The organism is Mycolicibacterium madagascariense (genome assembly GCF_010729665.1).
Taxonomy (GTDB): Bacteria; Actinomycetota; Actinomycetes; order Mycobacteriales; family Mycobacteriaceae; genus Mycobacterium; species Mycobacterium madagascariense.
The window spans coordinates 5360070-5375879 of record NZ_AP022610.1 but is presented as its reverse complement, the minus strand read 5'-3'; the positions used below and the strand labels follow the sequence as shown (position 1 = coordinate 5375879).

Annotated in this window: 18 protein-coding genes and 3 tRNA genes; 11 read left to right on the top strand and 10 right to left on the bottom strand. The window is 68.8% G+C overall.

All coding sequences use genetic code 11. From position 1 onward, the window contains the following. Positions 1-113: 113 nt before the first annotated feature. A complete protein-coding gene (locus G6N60_RS25595) occupies positions 114-872 on the top strand; it encodes a class I SAM-dependent methyltransferase (protein WP_163742650.1) in 759 nt (252 codons plus the stop codon). Here the strand turns inward: G6N60_RS25595 and wzm are convergent. Genes wzm through G6N60_RS25570 form a run of 5 tightly spaced genes read right to left on the bottom strand, consistent with a single transcriptional unit; the run spans position 860 to position 5845 of the window. Continuing rightward, positions 860-1690: a galactan export ABC transporter permease subunit Wzm/RfbD gene (gene wzm / locus G6N60_RS25590; RefSeq protein ID WP_163742648.1), complete on the bottom strand. Its 831-nt coding sequence runs from the start codon at positions 1688-1690 to the stop codon at positions 860-862. The two genes, G6N60_RS25595 and wzm, sit on opposite strands and share 13 nt — an antisense overlap. After that, complete coding sequence (gene glfT1 / locus G6N60_RS25585; RefSeq protein ID WP_163742644.1) at positions 1690-2583, bottom strand: galactofuranosyltransferase GlfT1; 894 nt, start codon at positions 2581-2583, stop codon at positions 1690-1692. Before glfT1 ends, wzm begins: the two co-directional genes overlap by 1 nt. Further along, positions 2580-3383, bottom strand: a complete 804-nt coding sequence (wzt, locus tag G6N60_RS25580) for a galactan export ABC transporter ATP-binding subunit Wzt/RfbE (RefSeq protein WP_163742642.1) — start codon at positions 3381-3383, stop codon at positions 2580-2582. The genes glfT1 and wzt overlap by 4 nt, the downstream gene beginning before the upstream one ends. A 2-nt stretch (positions 3384-3385) precedes the next feature. Further along, a complete protein-coding gene (locus G6N60_RS25575; protein ID WP_163742639.1) occupies positions 3386-3895 on the bottom strand; it encodes a bacterial proteasome activator family protein in 510 nt (169 codons plus the stop codon). A 3-nt stretch (positions 3896-3898) separates the two neighbouring features. Then, complete coding sequence (locus tag G6N60_RS25570) at positions 3899-5845, bottom strand: DUF6541 family protein (RefSeq protein WP_163742636.1); 1947 nt, start codon at positions 5843-5845, stop codon at positions 3899-3901. A gap of 109 nt (positions 5846-5954) precedes the next feature. Between G6N60_RS25570 and G6N60_RS25565 the strand changes: the two genes are divergently transcribed. Next, entirely contained in the window at positions 5955-7151 is a 1197-nt protein-coding gene (locus tag G6N60_RS25565; protein WP_163742633.1) for a cysteine desulfurase-like protein, read from the top strand. A 9-nt stretch (positions 7152-7160) separates the two neighbouring features. Here the strand turns inward: G6N60_RS25565 and G6N60_RS25560 are convergent, their stop codons facing one another. Further along, positions 7161-8144 (bottom strand): NAD(P)H-quinone oxidoreductase, encoded by a 984-nt coding sequence (locus G6N60_RS25560; protein ID WP_163742630.1) that lies wholly within the window; start codon positions 8142-8144, stop codon positions 7161-7163. Between the two features lie 44 nt (positions 8145-8188). Between G6N60_RS25560 and G6N60_RS25555 the strand changes: the two genes are divergently transcribed. Beyond that, positions 8189-8701, top strand: coding sequence for a MarR family winged helix-turn-helix transcriptional regulator (locus G6N60_RS25555; RefSeq protein ID WP_163742627.1), 513 nt, complete (start codon positions 8189-8191; stop codon positions 8699-8701). 19 nt (positions 8702-8720) lie between these two features. Next, a tRNA-Ser gene (locus tag G6N60_RS25550) sits at positions 8721-8807 on the top strand. A gap of 3 nt (positions 8808-8810) precedes the next feature. Here G6N60_RS25550 and G6N60_RS25545 read toward each other — a convergent pair. The 4 genes from G6N60_RS25545 to G6N60_RS25530 are packed head-to-tail and all read right to left on the bottom strand — an operon-like array spanning position 8811 to position 11609. Beyond that, positions 8811-9635 carry a crotonase/enoyl-CoA hydratase family protein gene (locus tag G6N60_RS25545; protein ID WP_163742624.1) on the bottom strand — a complete coding sequence of 275 codons (825 nt, stop codon included), beginning with the start codon at positions 9633-9635 and terminating at the stop codon, positions 8811-8813. Between the two features lie 33 nt (positions 9636-9668). Then, positions 9669-10028 carry a hypothetical protein gene (locus G6N60_RS25540; protein WP_163742621.1) on the bottom strand — a complete coding sequence of 120 codons (360 nt, stop codon included), beginning with the start codon at positions 10026-10028 and terminating at the stop codon, positions 9669-9671. Positions 10029-10045: 17 nt separating this feature from the next. Then, positions 10046-10531, bottom strand: a complete 486-nt coding sequence (locus G6N60_RS25535; protein ID WP_163742618.1) for a DUF4334 domain-containing protein — start codon at positions 10529-10531, stop codon at positions 10046-10048. A gap of 16 nt (positions 10532-10547) precedes the next feature. Continuing rightward, the gene (locus G6N60_RS25530) at positions 10548-11609 is read right to left on the bottom strand and encodes a pyridoxal phosphate-dependent aminotransferase (protein ID WP_163742615.1); all 1062 of its coding nucleotides are present in this window, start codon (positions 11607-11609) and stop codon (positions 10548-10550) included. Between the two features lie 118 nt (positions 11610-11727). Between G6N60_RS25530 and G6N60_RS25525 the strand changes: the two genes are divergently transcribed. The 7 genes from G6N60_RS25525 to G6N60_RS25495 all read left to right on the top strand — a co-directional run bounded on the left by G6N60_RS25525 (position 11728) and on the right by G6N60_RS25495 (position 15788). Further along, positions 11728-11819 (top strand) — tRNA-Ser (locus G6N60_RS25525). A gap of 40 nt (positions 11820-11859) precedes the next feature. Further along, positions 11860-11935: transfer RNA gene (locus G6N60_RS25520), tRNA-Arg, on the top strand. A 189-nt stretch (positions 11936-12124) separates the two neighbouring features. Continuing rightward, the gene (locus G6N60_RS25515; RefSeq protein WP_163742612.1) at positions 12125-12376 is read left to right on the top strand and encodes a hypothetical protein; all 252 of its coding nucleotides are present in this window, start codon (positions 12125-12127) and stop codon (positions 12374-12376) included. Positions 12377-12402: 26 nt separating this feature from the next. Continuing rightward, a complete protein-coding gene (locus G6N60_RS25510; RefSeq protein WP_163742608.1) occupies positions 12403-12792 on the top strand; it encodes a nuclear transport factor 2 family protein in 390 nt (129 codons plus the stop codon). A 40-nt stretch (positions 12793-12832) separates the two neighbouring features. After that, positions 12833-13324, top strand: a complete 492-nt coding sequence (locus tag G6N60_RS25505; RefSeq protein ID WP_163742605.1) for a metallophosphoesterase family protein — start codon at positions 12833-12835, stop codon at positions 13322-13324. Between the two features lie 10 nt (positions 13325-13334). Then, positions 13335-13820 (top strand): LppP/LprE family lipoprotein, encoded by a 486-nt coding sequence (locus tag G6N60_RS25500; protein ID WP_246241035.1) that lies wholly within the window; start codon positions 13335-13337, stop codon positions 13818-13820. Between the two features lie 60 nt (positions 13821-13880). Next, positions 13881-15788: an alkyl/aryl-sulfatase gene (locus G6N60_RS25495; protein WP_163742602.1), complete on the top strand. Its 1908-nt coding sequence runs from the start codon at positions 13881-13883 to the stop codon at positions 15786-15788. The last annotated feature ends 22 nt before the right edge of the window (positions 15789-15810 follow it).

The window sequence follows — 15810 nt, the reverse complement described above, 5'->3', positions numbered from 1 at the left end:
GGGGGCTCGGCGGGCCTAGCGGAGGCACCTCGCCAGTGTGCGAACCGTTCCTTCGGAAAGTCTGTCAGCGCACGCGCAGCGGCCTCACATCCGGCGCGGATACCGTCGGGCACATGCCACCCCGGTTGGACATGTTCAAGAATCGGCAGCGGGCCAATTCCTTTGGCAGCCAGGCCGATGCCTACGACGCGTACCGTCCGCGCTACCCGGACGTCATGATCGACGACCTGCTGGCCGGCGGCGGCCGCTCGATCCTCGACGTCGGGGCGGGGACCGGCATCGCGTCCCAGCAGTTCGTCGAGCGCGGGGCGACCGTGTTGGCGCTCGAACCCGACCCGCGGATGGCGGCCGTCGCGCGCCGCAAGGGCATCGAGGTGGAGATCGACACCTTCGAACGGTGGCCGTCGCACGGTCGCACGTTCGACCTGGTGACGTTCGCCGCGTCGTTCCACTGGGTCGATTCGTCGGTCGCGCTACCGAAGATCCGGGAGATCCTGCGGCCCGGCGGTCGGCTCGCGCTGATGTGGAACCGGCTGGCGCCGACGGGTGCGATCCGCGCCGAGCTGAACTCGATCTACGCCGGCTACTGGGACGTCGGGACCGCCGACCCCAACAGCGGGTCGACGGAGGTCGTGGCGGCCCTGACCGCGGGAGGCTACGACGTCGCGACGCACCAGTACCCGCAGACGCGGCAGTATTCGCGCGAGCAGTGGATCGACTTCGCGTTCACCCACTCCAACTATCTGACGCTGAGCGCCGAGCGGGCCGCCGAGCTGCGGGCCAGGCTGTGGGAGCTGATCGGACCGGAGGGCGTGTCGGTCTACGGGAACTCGCTGGCGATCGTGGCCACGCACATCGCTCAGACCCAGTAGGGGACCCTAGCGCGGTACTGCCGCATCGCGAACGCCGTCACGGTCCACCCGAGGATCGTCAGGACGATCACCACGACCCAGTGCCGCATCTCCTGGTCGGCCCCCAGCAGCGGCGCGCGCACGATGTCGACGTAGTGCAGCAGCGGGTTGAACTCGATGATCTTCGCCCACGTGCCGGCGCCCTGCTGCCGCAGCGTCGCGTCGTTCCAGATGATCGGCGTCACGTAGAACAGCAGCTGCACCAGGCTGAACAGCAGGGGGCTGATGTCGCGGTAGCGGGTGGCCAGGATGCCGAAGCACAGTGCCACCCACACGCAGTTGATCGCGATGAGCGCCAGCGCCGGGATGAACGCCAGATCGGTCCACTTCCACTGCTGCGGGAAGATGATCGCGATGATGACGAAGATGACGATGTTGTGCCCGAACAGGATGATCTGACGCCACACCAGCCGGTACACGTGTACCGACAATGGCGTCGGAAGTTGTTTGATGAGGCCCTCGTTCGCGACGAACACGTCGGCGCCCTCGAGGATCGACGCGTTGATCAGGTTCCAGATGATCAACCCGAGCGTGACGTAGGGCAGGTGCTCGGCGAGCGGCAGGTGGAACAGCGTGGAGTACAGCGCGCCCAGGGCGACCGCCATCGTGCCGGTAGCGATGGTGATCCAGATGGGGCCGAGCACCGAGCGGCGGTAGCGCTGCTTGATGTCCTGCCAGCCGAGGTGCAGCCACAGCTCGCGCCTGCCGAAGCCCGTGGTGAGGTCGGCCCAGGCGCGGGCGAATGTCTTGGACTGCGAAGCCGCGTCGGTGAACGTCACTATCGAGAGAACCTTTCGCGTCGGCCGACCCTGCGCAGCCGGATCCATTCGGCGAACCCGGCGGGGTCACGACGGGTCACCAGGAAGAACCAGCCAAACCGCACCCACTCCTGCGGGATGAGTCGCCGCAGACCGGGCTGCGACTGCAGATAACCGCGGTTGCGGTAGGTGAAGAACCGCTTGGTGGCATCGCCGGGATACTGCGTGTGCATCCGCCCGCCGAGGATGGGCTTGAACTCGTCGGACCCCTGCGGATGCAGGTACACCGCGTCCAGGCACGTGCCGAACGGCAGGCCCGACCGCACCAGGCGGCGGTGCACCTCGACCTCGTCACCGCGGATGAACAGTCGAATGTCCGGCACGCCAACGGCTTCCAGCGTCGACGCGCGAAACAGCGCCCCGTTGAACAACGAGGCGATGCCGGGAAGGAGATCCCCCGCGCCGTCGACGCGCAGTTCGGCGACCCAGCGCCGCCAGACCAGGCCGCGTCGCAACGGGAAGGCCAGCCGCGCCGGATCGTCGAGGTCGCACACCATCGGTGACACCTCGGCCAGGGAATGCGTTGCCGCACAAGCCAGTAGCGTCTGCAGCACCGAGGCGTCGGCGGGTCTGCCATCGTCGTCGGCGAGCCACACCCAGTCCGCCCCGAGGGCGAGGGCCTGCAGGATGCCCAGCGCGAAGCCGCCGGCTCCGCCGAGATTGCGCCGCGAACCGACGTACGTGCTCGGAATGGGTTGAGCGGCAACGAGTTCACGCACCCGGTCGTCGTCGTCGTTGTCGACGACGATCAGGTGGTCGGGTCTGCGGGTCTGGTTGGTCACGACGTCAAGGGACTTCGTCAGCGGGTCGACGCGCCGGTGGGTGACGACGACGGCGCAGACCACCTCGGTCACATCGATCCTTCGCGCTGGTTCTCCTCGAGGATCTCCCTGACGTGGTGGGCGGCGTCGTCACCCTCGTAGGCGCGCACCACGTCCTCGATGCCGCCGGTCATCCTGATGGTGCCGTGATCGATCCACATCGCGGTCTTGCACAGTCGCGCGAGGAACTCGTTGGAGTGGCTGGCGAAGACCAGGATTCCCGACCGCGACACCAGGTCCTGCAGTCGCGTGCGGGCCTTCTTGAGAAACTCGGCGTCGACGGCGCCGATGCCCTCGTCGAGCAGCAGGATCTCGGGGTCGATGCTGGTGACCACGCCCATCGCCAGCCGCACCCGCATGCCGGTCGAGTAGGTGCGCAGCGGCATCGACAGGTAGTCGCCGAGTTCGGTGAACTCGGCGATCTCGTCGACCTTGGCCGCCATCTGCTTGCGGGTCTGCCCGAGGAACATGCCGCGGATGACGATGTTCTCGTAGCCGGAGATCTCGGGATCCATGCCGACGCCTAGGTCGAACACGGGCGCGACGCGACCGCGGACCGTCGCCGACCCGCGCGTCGGCTCGTAGATGCCCGACAGCAGCCGCAGCAGTGTCGACTTCCCCGCCCCGTTGTGCCCGACCAGCCCGACGCGATCACCGACGTCCAGCGACATCGTGATGTCGCGCAGCGCCTCGATCACGACGACGTTGGACTCGTTGCGACCGATCGCGCCGCCCGCCTTGCCGAGGAAGGCCTTCTTCAACGACCGCGACTTGGCGTCGAAGATCGGGAACTCCACCCACGCGTCCCGGGTGTGGATGTGCGGGTCGCCCACGGCTAGAGGTACTGCCCGGTCCCGGGACTCGACGGTCCGCGCTGCCCGGGGACGCCGACGCCCGGCGGCAACTGGCGCATCTGCTCGAGCTGCGCGCGGGCGGCCATCTGCTGGGCGAACAGCGCGGTCTGGATGCCGTGGAACAGGCCCTCGAGCCAGCCCACCAGCTGCGCCTGCGCGATCCGCAGCTCGGCGTCCGAGGGCAGGGTGTCCTCGCCGAACGGCAGGGCGAGCCGTTCGAGTTCCTCGCGCAACTCGGGCGCCAGACCCTCCTCGAGTTCCTGGACGCTGCGGGCGTGGATCTCGCGCAGGCGCCCGCGGCTGGCGTCGTCGAGCGGTGCGGCGCGCACCTCTTCGAGGAGCTGCTTGATCATGGTGCCGATCCGCATGACCTTTGCCGGCTGTTCGACGAGATCGGTCAGCGACTTGCCGTCGGCGTCGTCACCCATCGTGGACGCGTCACCGAGGATCTCGACGTCCTCGGCGGTGCCGTCATCGGCGCTACTGGTCATCTCCTACTTTCCCTGCCACTCATAGATGTGGTCCTCACCGTTGTCGTAGATCTGCTTCCACGACGTCGACTTGTCTAGCGAGACTAGTCCGTCGGGCATGACGAACCCGCGCACCACCGGCGTGCTGGTGAGGACGTAGCGAATGTTCAGTGCGTGCACGGCCGCGGCGACCCTGGGATCGGTGTCGGCGTCGTCGGCGAACGCCCAGAAGATGAACCGGTGATAGCCCGGGCCCTGCTGCTGCGGGTAGTCGTAGTGCGTCCACAGCGGGTGCAGGCCCGCGACGGCGTACATCCACGCGGTGCCGTCGACGTTGGCATTGCCGATCAGGGTGTCGCGGGCTCCCGGCAACGACTCCAGGTAGGCGAACGCCTGGAGGTCCTTGTCGTCGATCATCACCGAGTCGTACTTCTCGCCGATCAGGTAGCGGTGCCGCGGGAAGTAGTGCCACGCCATGCCGACGGACACCGCGACGACGAGCACCGCGGCGGCGACGTAGCCCGTCCGCGCACCGAGGCGGGGCATGACGCGCCGCAGCCCGGTCAGCGCGGCCCAGACGATGGTGAACAGCGCGATGCCCGCCATCGGCGCCAGCAGCAGCGTGACCACCCCGGACAGCCGGCGCGGGTCGCTGTAGAACAGGTCGGTGAACAGTGCGCTGACCCTGCCGACGAGACCGCCGAAGGGTGCCGAGGAATGCACGATCGCGTAGACGAGGAGTAGCCACACCGCGGCGGGCCACCACATCCTGCGCACCAGCAGGATGACGAAGCCGATCGCCGAGAGCAGGATGAGCGCGTTCTGGATCGGATAGTCGTTGAGGTGGCGGGTGTGCTGCACCACGGCGTCGAACAGCGCCCGCTTCTTGCCCTGATGGGTGTCGAACTCGTGGCCCGCGATGATCTCGGCCTGCTGCAGCACGCCGACGAACTGCGGCAGCAGGAGCAGCAGGGTCGGCGCGCCCATCGCGACCAGGCCGAGGAAGTCGGCGAGCCTGCCGCGCACCGGACGCCACAGCCCCTCGAAGAGCCACCACCCCGCGACGAAGAGCACCGTCACCACCCCGCCGGTGATGTGGACGGAGAAGACGCCGAGCAGGGCCAGCACCGCCAGGGGTATCCGCCTGCGGTGTCGCAGCGCCGAGACGACGAGGATCATCGTGGGCACGGCGAGCCCGTAGGCGACGAGGTTGGGCATCGACGCGGTGTCGAACTCGACGTAGGGCACCGAGGTGAAGGACGCGGCGAGCGCGCCGGCCGCGGCAGCCGACCCGGCGGTGCGCCACTGATCGACACCGCGGGACCGCAGCAGGTGCCACGCCAGCGCCGCCGCACTCACCGGGAACAGCCACACCGACGCCGCGAGCGAGTTCAGCGTGTAGGCGGCGGTGGCGCTTGCTCCGGTCAGCTCGCACTGGATCGCGGCGAGGGCGTGGAACGCCGACGGGTAGTACAGCGCGGCGTGGGTTTCGACGTTGCGCAGTTCGCCCATGTGGGTCGGCGAGGCCTGCCCGGTGTCGACGATGAAGCGGATCTCGTTGGCGTGCCAGACGGCGTCCCAGGTGCTGGGAATGGATTGCCAGTGCGGCATCCCTCGGATTGCTGCGAAGGTGATGAACGCGGCGCCGAGCACGACGCCCGCGGCGACGACCAGCGCGGGGCCGACCGTGATGGGATGGCCCGCAGGGGGCCGGGTCGCACGCCGTCCGAGCACTGCCTGCAAACCCGCGACGGCGAGCGTGACGACCACGAGCGACACCACTGCGGTGAGCAGATTCCAGGGGATGCCGAGCGCTCCGAACGGCAGTATTGCCAGCGCAACGGTGCCGTAGGTCAGGGCCGGACCCAGGGCGACAGCCACCGGCCACGTTAGCTGGGCCGTCCGCGCGATGATTGCTCCCGGGACTACTAGCAACAGCAGCGCGACTAGCACTCCGGACGCCAAGCTCACTGCACTAGTATGACCGGCTAGGTGAGTTGGTCCGCACGTGCGTGGGCACGGCGGGCGCCACCGACATCGAAGCGGTTCGCGGTACACATACGGCTCGAAGGTGGCTGGCATGGCTTACGACGTCGCCCGGGTGCGGGGGTTGCACCCGTCGCTGGGCGACGGCTGGGTGCACTTCGACGCGCCGAACGGGATGCTGCTTCCCGACTCGGTCGCGACGACCGTGTCGACCGCATTCCGCGGTGCCATGACGACCGGCCGGGGTCCACACCCGGCGGCCACGCGCAGTGCGGCGGTGTTGCAGGCCGCCCGCCGGGCGGTCGCCGACCTCGTCAACGGCGACCCGCGCGGTGTCGTCCTCGGCGCCGACCGCGCGATCCTGCTGACGTCCCTGGCCGACGCGGCGTCCTCGCGGGTCGGGCTCGGCCACGAGCTCGTCGTCACCCGCCTGGACGACGAGGCCAACGTCGCCCCCTGGCTGCGGGCGGCCAATCGCTATGGCGCCAAGGTCAAGTGGGCCGAGATCGACATCGAGACCGGCGAGCTCCCCGGTTGGCAGTGGGAGTCCCTGATCGACAAGCCGACCAAGCTCGTCGCGGTCACGTCCGCGTCGTCGGCCATCGGCACCCTCACCGATCTGCGCCCGGTCACCAAGCTGCTGCACGAGAACGGCGGCACGGTCGTCGTCGACCACTCGGCCGCCGCGCCGTACCGACTGGCCGACATCCACGAACTCGAAGCCGACGTCCTTGCGATCAACACCGTCGCCTGGGGTGGCCCCCCGATCGGCGCCCTGGTGTTCCGCGATCCGGCTCTGATCGAGACGTTCAGCTCGGTGTCGCTGGATCCGCACGCGACCGGGGCCGAACGTCTCGAGATGGGCACCCATCAGTTCGGCATGCTGGCCGGCGTCGTCGCGAGCGTCGAGTACCTGGCCAACCTCGACGAGTCGGCGTCCGGTACCCGGCGCGAAAGACTGGCCGTGTCAATGCAATCGGCCGGCGCCTACATGGACCGGCTGTTCGACTACCTACTGACGTCACTGCGGTCGCTGCCGCTGGTGATGGTGATCGGGCAGCCCGAGGCTCGCATCCCGGTGCTGAGCTTCGCGCTGCACGGCGTTCCCGCCGAACGGGTGGTGCAGCGCCTCGCCGACAACGGGGTGCTGGCCGCCCTCAACACGACGTCGCGGGTGCTCGACGTCATCGGCGTCAACGACATCGGCGGCGCCGTCACGGTCGGGCTGGCGCACTACACGACGATGGCCGAGGTCGACCAGCTGGTGCGCGCGCTGGCCTCGCTCGGCTGACCGCTTTCGTCAATTCCGCACGCGCAGAAGCACTTTCCCGTGCACGTCGCCGGACTCCAGTAGGCGGTGCGCCTTGGCCGCCTCCTCGATGGGAAGCTCGGCGCCGATGACGGGACGCACCCGGCCGTCGGCGATCATCGGCCAGACGTTGGCGACCACCGCGTCGACGACGGCCGCCTTGCCCGACGGGCCGTGCACCGGTCGCGACCGCAGCGCGGTCGAGATGACCCCGGCCCGCTTGGCCATGAGCTTGCCGAAGTTGAGTTCGGCCTTGAGGCCACCCTGGAAGCCGATGGTGACGACGCGGCCGTCGGGCGCCAGCGCATCGATGTTGCGGTCCAGATAGGACGCCCCCAGCAGATCCAGGATGACGTCGGCCCCGCGGCCGTCGGTGTCGGTCGTGATCCGCTCGACGAAGTCCTCGTCGCGGTAGTTGATGAGGATGTCGGCGCCCAGGGTGCGGCACACCTCGAGCTTCTCGGCCGAGCCCGCGGTGACCGCCACCAAGCAGTCCATCGCCTTCGCGACCTGGATGCCGTGGGTGCCGATGCCGCTGGCGCCGCCGTGGAACAGCACCGTCTGCCCGGGCGCGAGGTGCGCCGTCATGCCGAGGTTGGACCACACCGTGCACGCCACTTCGGGCAGACCGGCAGCCTCGTGCAGCTCCACCCCGTCGGGGATCGGCATGACCTGACCGGCGGGGACCGCGACTCGCTCGGCGTAGCCGCCGCCGGCCAGCAACGCGCACACCGGCTGGCCCACGGACCAGGCGTGCACCCCCGGGCCGAGCGCCGACACGTGGCCGGACACCTCGAGGCCGATCGTCGGGCTCGCCCCCGGAGGCGGCGGGTAGTGCCCCGCAGCCTGCAGGAGATCGGCGCGGTTGACGCCGGCGGCAGTCACGTCGATCACCACCTCGCCGTCACCTGCGGTCACGTCGGGGACCTCCAGCCAGGCCAGTTCCGTGCCGGATTCGGCAACGATCGCACGCATGCCATAACGCTACTACCCGGCGGTAACACGCCTAGAATGCCGACATGGAGGGGACCATTGGGGGACGAACCCCGAGCTCGATGCCGGGACTCGACATCGCAGAACAACGCGCGTGGCAGCACTTCCTCGACGCGGCACTGCGGCTGTACGGGACGTTGAACCGAGAGCTGTCCGACGTTCACGGGCTGACCCTCAACGACGTGCGGATGCTCGACGCGCTGGCGAGTTCGCCGAACGGCTCGGCGCGGATGGGGGATCTCGCCGAGGAGCTGATGTCGTTGCCCAGCAGGGTAACTCGGCAAATTCACCGCCTGGAGCGACAGAACCTGGTCCGGCGCTGCTCGACCCCCGAGGACGGCCGCGGCGTGCTGGCCACCATCACCGACGAGGGCCGGGCCCTGCTGCGGCAGGCGATGTCGACCTACGGCGACGGCGTGCGCAACCACTTCCTCAGCCGGCTGTCGCGGCCGCAGACCGCGGCCATGGGGGAGAACTGCCGGCGCATTGGAGTCGCCTTGAAGGCCAACGACGCGCCCGCGAGGGTCGGCCGGGTCTGACTCGCTTAGAGTTGTCGGCGGTGGCGTGGCAGAGCGGCCTAATGCACTCGCCTTGAAAGCGAGAGACGGCTAACACCGTCCGGGGGTTCAAATCCCTCCGCCACCGCTCTCACTCGCCGGTGAACTCCGGCGGCCGCTTGCCGAACATCGCGCTGATGCCTTCGCCGAGATCCTTCGACGGCAGGAACGCCGAATTCCAGGCCGCCACGTAGCGCAGGCTGGACGTGACCCTCGCGATGCTCTGCTCGTCGAGCACGTCCTTGATGCCCCGCACCACCAGGGGAGGGTTGGCGGCGATCTCGGCCGCCGTGGCCCGGGCTGCGGCCAGCGACGCGTCGGCATCGGGAAGGACCTCGTTGACGAGTCCGATCCGCTCGGCGCGCGCGGCGTCGAAGTCCTTGCCCGTCAACGCAATCTCGCGCAGGTGCCCCTCGGACAGGATGAGCGGCAGGCGCGCGAGGCTGCCCACGTCGGCGACCATGGCGAGCTTCACCTCACGCACCGAGAACCTGGCGTCGGCGCTGGCGTAGCGGATGTCGACGGCCGAGATCAGGTCGACGCCGCCGCCGATGCACCAGCCGTGGACCGACGCGATCACCGGCGTGCGGCAGTCCGCGACCGAGGTGATGGCGCCCTGCATCGCCCGCAGTGTCGTGTGGAACTCGGAGCGGGGCTTGGCCAGCGCGCCCTCGGCCAGCACCGGCGCCAGCGTGCCGCCCATCGCGGCGAGGTCGAGGCCGTAGCTGAAGTTGCGACCCGAGCCGGTGAGCACGATTGCGCGGACGTCGGGATCGGCGTCCAGGGCGGCGAACGCCACGGGAAGCTCGGCCCAGAACGCGGGCCCCATCGCGTTGCCCCTGCCGGGCCCGGTCAGGGTGACCAGCGCGACGTGGTCTTCGGTCTCGACGGTGAGGGATTCGTATGCATCGCCCATGCCAGGAAGGCTACGGCCGCAGGGGGCGGGGGCCTAGGGAGGGGTCTCGCCGAGCAGGATGTCGGCCACCGAACTCTGCGGCAGGAACGTGCACACGGCGTCGGCGAGCGTCTTGGCGACCGCCGCGTCGCCGGGGCTGAGCGTCGAGGTCCCGTTCTGCAGGATCTCCTGGATCAGCTCGGTCTGGGTGCCCACGTCGAGCTGGAGGTACTGCGCGCAGGTCACGCTCAGGGCGCTACCGGGAGGCAGGGACGGGGAGGACGGGCTCGAGGCGTCGGCGTCGGGCCCCAGCTCGGTGGTCATCGCGACGGTGCCGGGGATGGTCCGCGCACACCCGGCGAGGCTGCCGACCGCGAGGACGGCCGTCGCGGCGAGCAGCAGGGGCGTCCTCATCCTGGCAACGATAGGACCTAGACCCGCTCCAGGTAGAAGTACAGGTGACGCGGTGCACCCGATCTGGTGTCCATGGCGCCCTTGCCGTTCATGATGCCCATGACGGTGTCGTCGTCCACCTTCTTGAAGTGGTCGTGCACCGGTTTGCCGTCGTACACCATCGACGCCGTCACCTCGCCGCGGAACTCCTCGAGCCACAGGCTCGCCTCGCCGTTCATGGCCTCGGTGTTGGAGAACTTGTTGCCGTCGGCGTCCAGGCACACCAGCGGCTTCGCGTCGGACGCCGAATGGAAGGTCTTGCCGAACCAGTTGAGCCGCTTCATGAATCCGTTGGCCTGGTGGCCGGTCTCGAATTCGCCGCCCTTCCACTCGCCGACCATGAAGTCGATCGTGGCTGGTTGCAGGGTGTCCCAGAAGGCGTCGAGCTCCGCGTCGGGAATCTCCCCGTCGCGTTCGGTCAACGCGGTGAACGTCTTTCGCGCCGCTGTCGTCACGGGATTCATCGTGTCACGTCGCCCCTCAGGTGGTGATCCAGCGGGTGGCAAACTCCAGGAAGGCGTCGTTCTCGTGCGGCGCGGCGACGGTGACGCGAACGCCGTCCTGCCCGTAGGGCCGCACCAGCAGCCGGTCGTCGGCGGCGCTGTTGACGAAGTCGTTGGTGCGCTCGGCCAGCGGCAACCAGACGAAGTTGGCCTGCGACGGCGGCACGGTGAAACCGGCGTCGCGCAGCGTCGCGGTGACCCTGGCCCGCTCCGCGACGACGGCGTCGGTGCGGGCCAGCAGCTCGTCGGCGGCGTCGATCGAGGCGATCGCGGCGGCCTGCGAGACGCTCGTCGCGGTGAACGGGACGTAGACCTTGCCGAGGGCGGTGATGACGTCCGGGTCGCCGACGGCGTAGCCGATGCGCAGTCCCGCCAACCCGTAGGCCTTCGAAAACGTTCGCAGCACAACGACATTGCGATGTTCGCGGACCAGGCCGAAGCTGTCCGGTGCCAGCCCGTCGCGGATGTACTCGACGTACGCCTCGTCGAGGGCGATCAGGATGTCGCTCGGCACCGCGGCCACGAAGCGGGCCAGCGCCTGCGGGTCGACGACCGTGGACGTCGGGTTGTTCGGGTTGCAGATGAAGATCAGCCGCGTGCGGTCGGTGATTGCGGCCAACATCGCGTCGAGGTCGAAGGCGTAGTCCTTGAGCGCCACCTGCCGCGGCGTCGCGCCGGCGGTGCGCACCTGCAGCGGGTAGATCTCGAAGCTGCGCCAGCCGAACATCACCTCGTCGCCGACGGATGCCGTGATCTGGATGAGCTGCTGGCAGAGGCTGACCGATCCGCTGCCCACCGAGATGTGCTCCGGGGCGAAGGCGCCGTCGTCCAGATGCTTGGCCAGGCGCTCCTTGAGCTCGACGTAACCGTTGTCGGGGTAGCGGTTGATGGAGTCGGTGGCCTTCGCGATGGCCTCGCGCACGCTGGGCAGGGGGCCGTCGACGGTCTCGTTGCTGGCGATCTTGATGGCGCCGGGCACGGTCTTGCCGGGCGTGTAGGCGGGCAGATCGGCCAGCTCGGGGCGTAGACGGGCAGTCACGCCCATAGTCTAGGGGTGGCCGCGAGGGCGCTTTGCCTTCCGCTCGCCTTGCTGTGTACGCTTTCTCCTCGGCGGTTCTGGGGTTCAGATGCGAGTCCGGTACCCTGTGGAGCGGTCAGGAGGCGTGCCAGAGCGGCCGAATGGGACTCACTGCTAATGAGTTGTCCGTCTTAAAGCGGACCGGAGGTTCAAATCCTCTCGCCTCCGCCACGGCTGGTTCGCCCCAGCCGTACAACTGAATGCACGACACGCGCCCGTAGCTCAACGGATAGAGCATCTGACTACGGATCAGAAGGTTAGGGGTTCGAATCCCTTCGGGCGCACCAGAAGACAGCGGGCTCAGATCACGGTCGAGCCGGATGCCGTATCACCGCACCTGTGGTTTCCATGACTGCTGCACTCGAATTCGCTGTGATCACCGACGATCGCGTGTCCTATGGCACCCCAGTGGGAACTGCTCTGCCACGAAGTTCCGACGAAGCCCACGAAGTTCCGACAGAGCAATGAGGAGCCCCATGCGATCGCTCAGTTCTCGGCGTCGAATGATGGCCACCGTCGCGGCGGGTGTCGGGGCCGTCGCCCTCGCGGCGTGCGGCACCGCCGGCCAGATGAACGCGGACTCGACGACCACGCCGTCCTCGGCGGCGAGCAGTTCGTCGTCCTCGTCGAGCGCGCCCGGTCCCAGCACGTCCGCCTCGCCGCCGCCCTACACCTCCGTGACGCCCAACGCGCCGTCGGTGTCGGTGTCACCCACCGCGACGCCCTAGCCACCGGTTCCTGCCAGACTGGAGGCATGACCCCTCCGGTGATCGAACGCTGGCATGCCTTCCTCGATGGCGGCCACGACCCGGCAGCCCTCGACGCGCTGCTGGCCGACGACTGCGTGTTCTACTCACCCGCCGTGTTCTCCCCGCAGGAGGGCAAGGCCAAGACCACTCTCTACCTCACCGCTGCCGCAAAGGTGTTCGGCGACACGGACTTTCACTACGTCGAGCAGTGGTACGGCGAGCGGTCGGCGGTCCTGGAGTTCGCCGCGACCATCGACGGGAACTACGTCAACGGCATCGACATGATCACGTGGAACGACGACGACCGCATCGTCTCCTTCAAGGTGATGATCCGTCCGTTCCGGGGGCTGCAGACCATCATGCCCAGGATGGCGGAGTTGCTACAGCCGACCTGAGCCGTCGCCCGCATCGCCCCGACGCCGATAACGTGGAGGCATGCAGCTGTTGCTGATCGCCGACACGCATCTGCCGAAACGAGCCCGCGACCTGCCGGCCGCGGTGTGGGCGCAGGTGGACGCGGTCGACGTGGTCATCCATGCCGGGGACTGGGTCGAACCGCCCCTGCTGGACGCGCTGCAGGCGCGGGCCAAGCGGGTCATCGGATGCTGGGGCAACAACGACGGCGAGGAGTTGCGACGCCGATTGCCGGAGCGCGCCGACGCCGTGCTCGACGGGGTGCGCTTCACCGTCGTCCACGAGACGGGGGCGTCGGGCGGACGCGATGCCCGGATGGCGAAGGCCTATCCGGACACCGACGTCCTGGTCTTCGGGCACAGCCACATCCCGTGGGACACCACCGCGGACACCGGGCTGCGCCTGTTGAATCCCGGGTCGCCGACCGATCGTCGTCGCCAGCCTGCCTGCACGTACATGACGGCCACGGTCCGGGACTCGGTTCTCTCCGACGTCGAACTGCACCGCGTCTAGCATCACGGTCATGATGCGTTCGCTGTCGGCGGTGACCGCCACGGTTCTGGCGCTCGTCGCTGCGCCGCCGGCGGTGGCGGCCCCGCCGGGTTCGCAGTGCGGGGTCAACCTGAGCGCGCCGCAGATCGCGCAGGCCGCCCGGTCGCTGCCGCCCTACCCCGGACTCTCCGCGGCGTGGGACCCGAACGCCTACGGCGGAAACTTCGATCCGTGCGCGGCCCTGTCGGCTGCGCTGGTCACCCTCGACGGCGCCACCGGCAGCTCGCCCGACCACGCGCTGTTCTTCCACGACGGCGAATACCTGGGCACCGCGACGTCACAGGCCTACCCGTTCACCTCGATCGACACCGATCGCAGCACCGACGGCATGGTGGTGCTCTCCTACAAGGACGGCCGCAACGTCTGTACGGCATGCCCCGGTCCGATCCACGTGGTGCGCTACCAGTGGCAGGACGATCACGTCCAGATGTTGGACCCGGCGCCTCCCGGCCCGTAGCCCGCGGGCGGGGACGCCGTTTTCGCTCCCGGCGCCACCCGGCGATGGCACGCTCATCGCATGGAGCACAAGCCGCCCACCGCCGTCATCGAATCAGCCAACCGGGCCCACCTCGACGGGTTCCCGTTCGACGACACCCGCGACTTCGCCGACGCCGACCGCGGCTTCGTCGCCGCCTTGAATCCGTGCGTCGTCACCGCCGCCGACGGGCGGGTCGTGTGGGACAACGACCAGTACGGATTCCTCGCCGGCGACGCGCCGCCGTCGGTGCACCCGAGCCTGTGGCGGCAGTCGACGCTGGCCGCCAAGCAGGGACTCTACGAAGTGGTTCGGGCGAGCGAAGCGACGGGAGGAGACGGCCAAGGCATCTACCAGGTCCGCGGTCTCGACCTGTCCAACGTCAGCTTCATCGAGGGCGACACCGGCGTGATCGTGATCGACCCCCTCATCTGTACCGAGACGGCGGCCGCGGCGCTGGCGCTGTACCGCGCCCACCGCGGCGACCGGCCCGTCGTCGCGGTGATCTACACCCACAGTCACGTCGACCACTTCGGCGGCGTCCTCGGGGTGACCACGCAGGCCGACGTCGATGCGGGCCGGGTCGTGGTGATCGCTCCGGAGGGCTTCACCGCGCACGCCATCCAGGAGAACGTGTACGCCGGCACGGCGATGACCCGACGGGCGTCCTACATGTACGGCACCGTGCTGGAGCGGGGGCCGCAGGGTCAGGTGGGCTGCGGCCTTGGGCAGAACACGTCGGTCGGGGAGATCGCGCTCATCGTGCCGACACTCGACATCGCGACCACCGGGGAGACGCACACCATCGACGGCGTCGAGATCGAATTCCAGATGGCGCCGGGCACCGAGGCGCCCGCCGAGATGCACTTCTACTTCCCCGGCTTCCGCGCGCTCTGCATGGCGGAGAACGCCACCCACAACCTGCACAACCTGCTGACGCTGCGCGGTGCGCTGGTGCGCGATCCGCACGGCTGGTCGGGCTACCTCACCGAGGCGATCGACAGCTTCTGCGACCGCACCGACGTCGTGTTCGCGTCGCACCACTGGCCGACCTGGGGCCGGGAGCGGATCGTGGAATTCCTGTCACTGCAACGGGACATGTACGCCTACCTCCACGACCAGACCCTGCGCCAACTCAACCAGGGCTACACCGGCATCGAGATCGCCGAGCAGTTCCGCATGCCGCCCGCGCTGGAGCGGGCCTGGCACACCCACGGCTACTACGGCTCGGTGAACCACAACGTGAAGGCGGTCTACCAGCGCTACATGGGCTGGTTCGACGGGAACCCGGCGCGGCTGTGGCAGCATCCGCCCGAGGCCATCGCCCCGCGCTACGTCGAGGCGATGGGTGGCCTCGACCGCGTCGTGGAGATCGCGCGCACGGCCTTCGAAGCGGGTGACTTTCGTTGGGCGGCAACGCTATTGGATCACGCGATCTTCACCGACGAGCATCATCCCGCGGCGCGGGAACTGTACGCCGACACCCTGGAGCAGCTGGCCTACGGCGCCGAGAACGCGACCTGGCGCAACTTCTTCCTCTCCGGCGCCACCGAGTTGCGCGACGGGAACTTCGGCATGGCGGTGTCCACGACGCCCATGTCGATGCTGTCGCAGCTCTCGCCGGAGCAGATGTTCGACAGCCTGGCGATCAGCGTCGACGGTCCGCGGGCCTGGGACGTAGACCTGACCATCGACGTCACGTTCACCGACCTGGCCACCAATTACCGACTGACCCTGCGCAATGGCGTGCTGGTGTACCGCAAGGTCGCCGCCGACCCCGCGACCGCGACGGCGACGATCACGGTGGCCGACAAGGTGCGGCTGTTGACGTTCGTCGGCGGCGACGTCACGTCGCCGGGCGTCGGGATCGACGGCGATGCCGCCGCGCTGTCGACTCTGGTGGGCGTGCTCGACCGGCCCGACCCCACGTTCGCGATCGTCACCCCCTGATCACGCGTGATTCGTGTCGTTC

Bases quoted from the DNA above. Each gene is read 5' to 3' on its own strand.
- G6N60_RS25595 (WP_163742650.1), top strand. From the start codon at position 114: ATGCCACCCCGGTTGGACATGTTCAAGAATCGGCAGCGGGCCAATTCC.
- G6N60_RS25575 (WP_163742639.1), bottom strand. From the start codon at position 3,895: ATGACCAGTAGCGCCGATGACGGCACCGCCGAGGACGTCGAGATCCTC.
- G6N60_RS25565 (WP_163742633.1), top strand. From the start codon at position 5,955: ATGGCTTACGACGTCGCCCGGGTGCGGGGGTTGCACCCGTCGCTGGGC.
- G6N60_RS25560 (WP_163742630.1), bottom strand. From the start codon at position 8,144: ATGCGTGCGATCGTTGCCGAATCCGGCACGGAACTGGCCTGGCTGGAG.
- G6N60_RS25555 (WP_163742627.1), top strand. From the start codon at position 8,189: ATGGAGGGGACCATTGGGGGACGAACCCCGAGCTCGATGCCGGGACTC.
- G6N60_RS25545 (WP_163742624.1), bottom strand. From the start codon at position 9,635: ATGGGCGATGCATACGAATCCCTCACCGTCGAGACCGAAGACCACGTC.
- G6N60_RS25540 (WP_163742621.1), bottom strand. From the start codon at position 10,028: ATGAGGACGCCCCTGCTGCTCGCCGCGACGGCCGTCCTCGCGGTCGGC.
- G6N60_RS25535 (WP_163742618.1), bottom strand. From the start codon at position 10,531: ATGAATCCCGTGACGACAGCGGCGCGAAAGACGTTCACCGCGTTGACC.
- G6N60_RS25515 (WP_163742612.1), top strand. From the start codon at position 12,125: ATGCGATCGCTCAGTTCTCGGCGTCGAATGATGGCCACCGTCGCGGCG.
- G6N60_RS25510 (WP_163742608.1), top strand. From the start codon at position 12,403: ATGACCCCTCCGGTGATCGAACGCTGGCATGCCTTCCTCGATGGCGGC.
- G6N60_RS25505 (WP_163742605.1), top strand. From the start codon at position 12,833: ATGCAGCTGTTGCTGATCGCCGACACGCATCTGCCGAAACGAGCCCGC.
- G6N60_RS25500 (WP_246241035.1), top strand. From the start codon at position 13,335: ATGATGCGTTCGCTGTCGGCGGTGACCGCCACGGTTCTGGCGCTCGTC.
- G6N60_RS25495 (WP_163742602.1), top strand. From the start codon at position 13,881: ATGGAGCACAAGCCGCCCACCGCCGTCATCGAATCAGCCAACCGGGCC.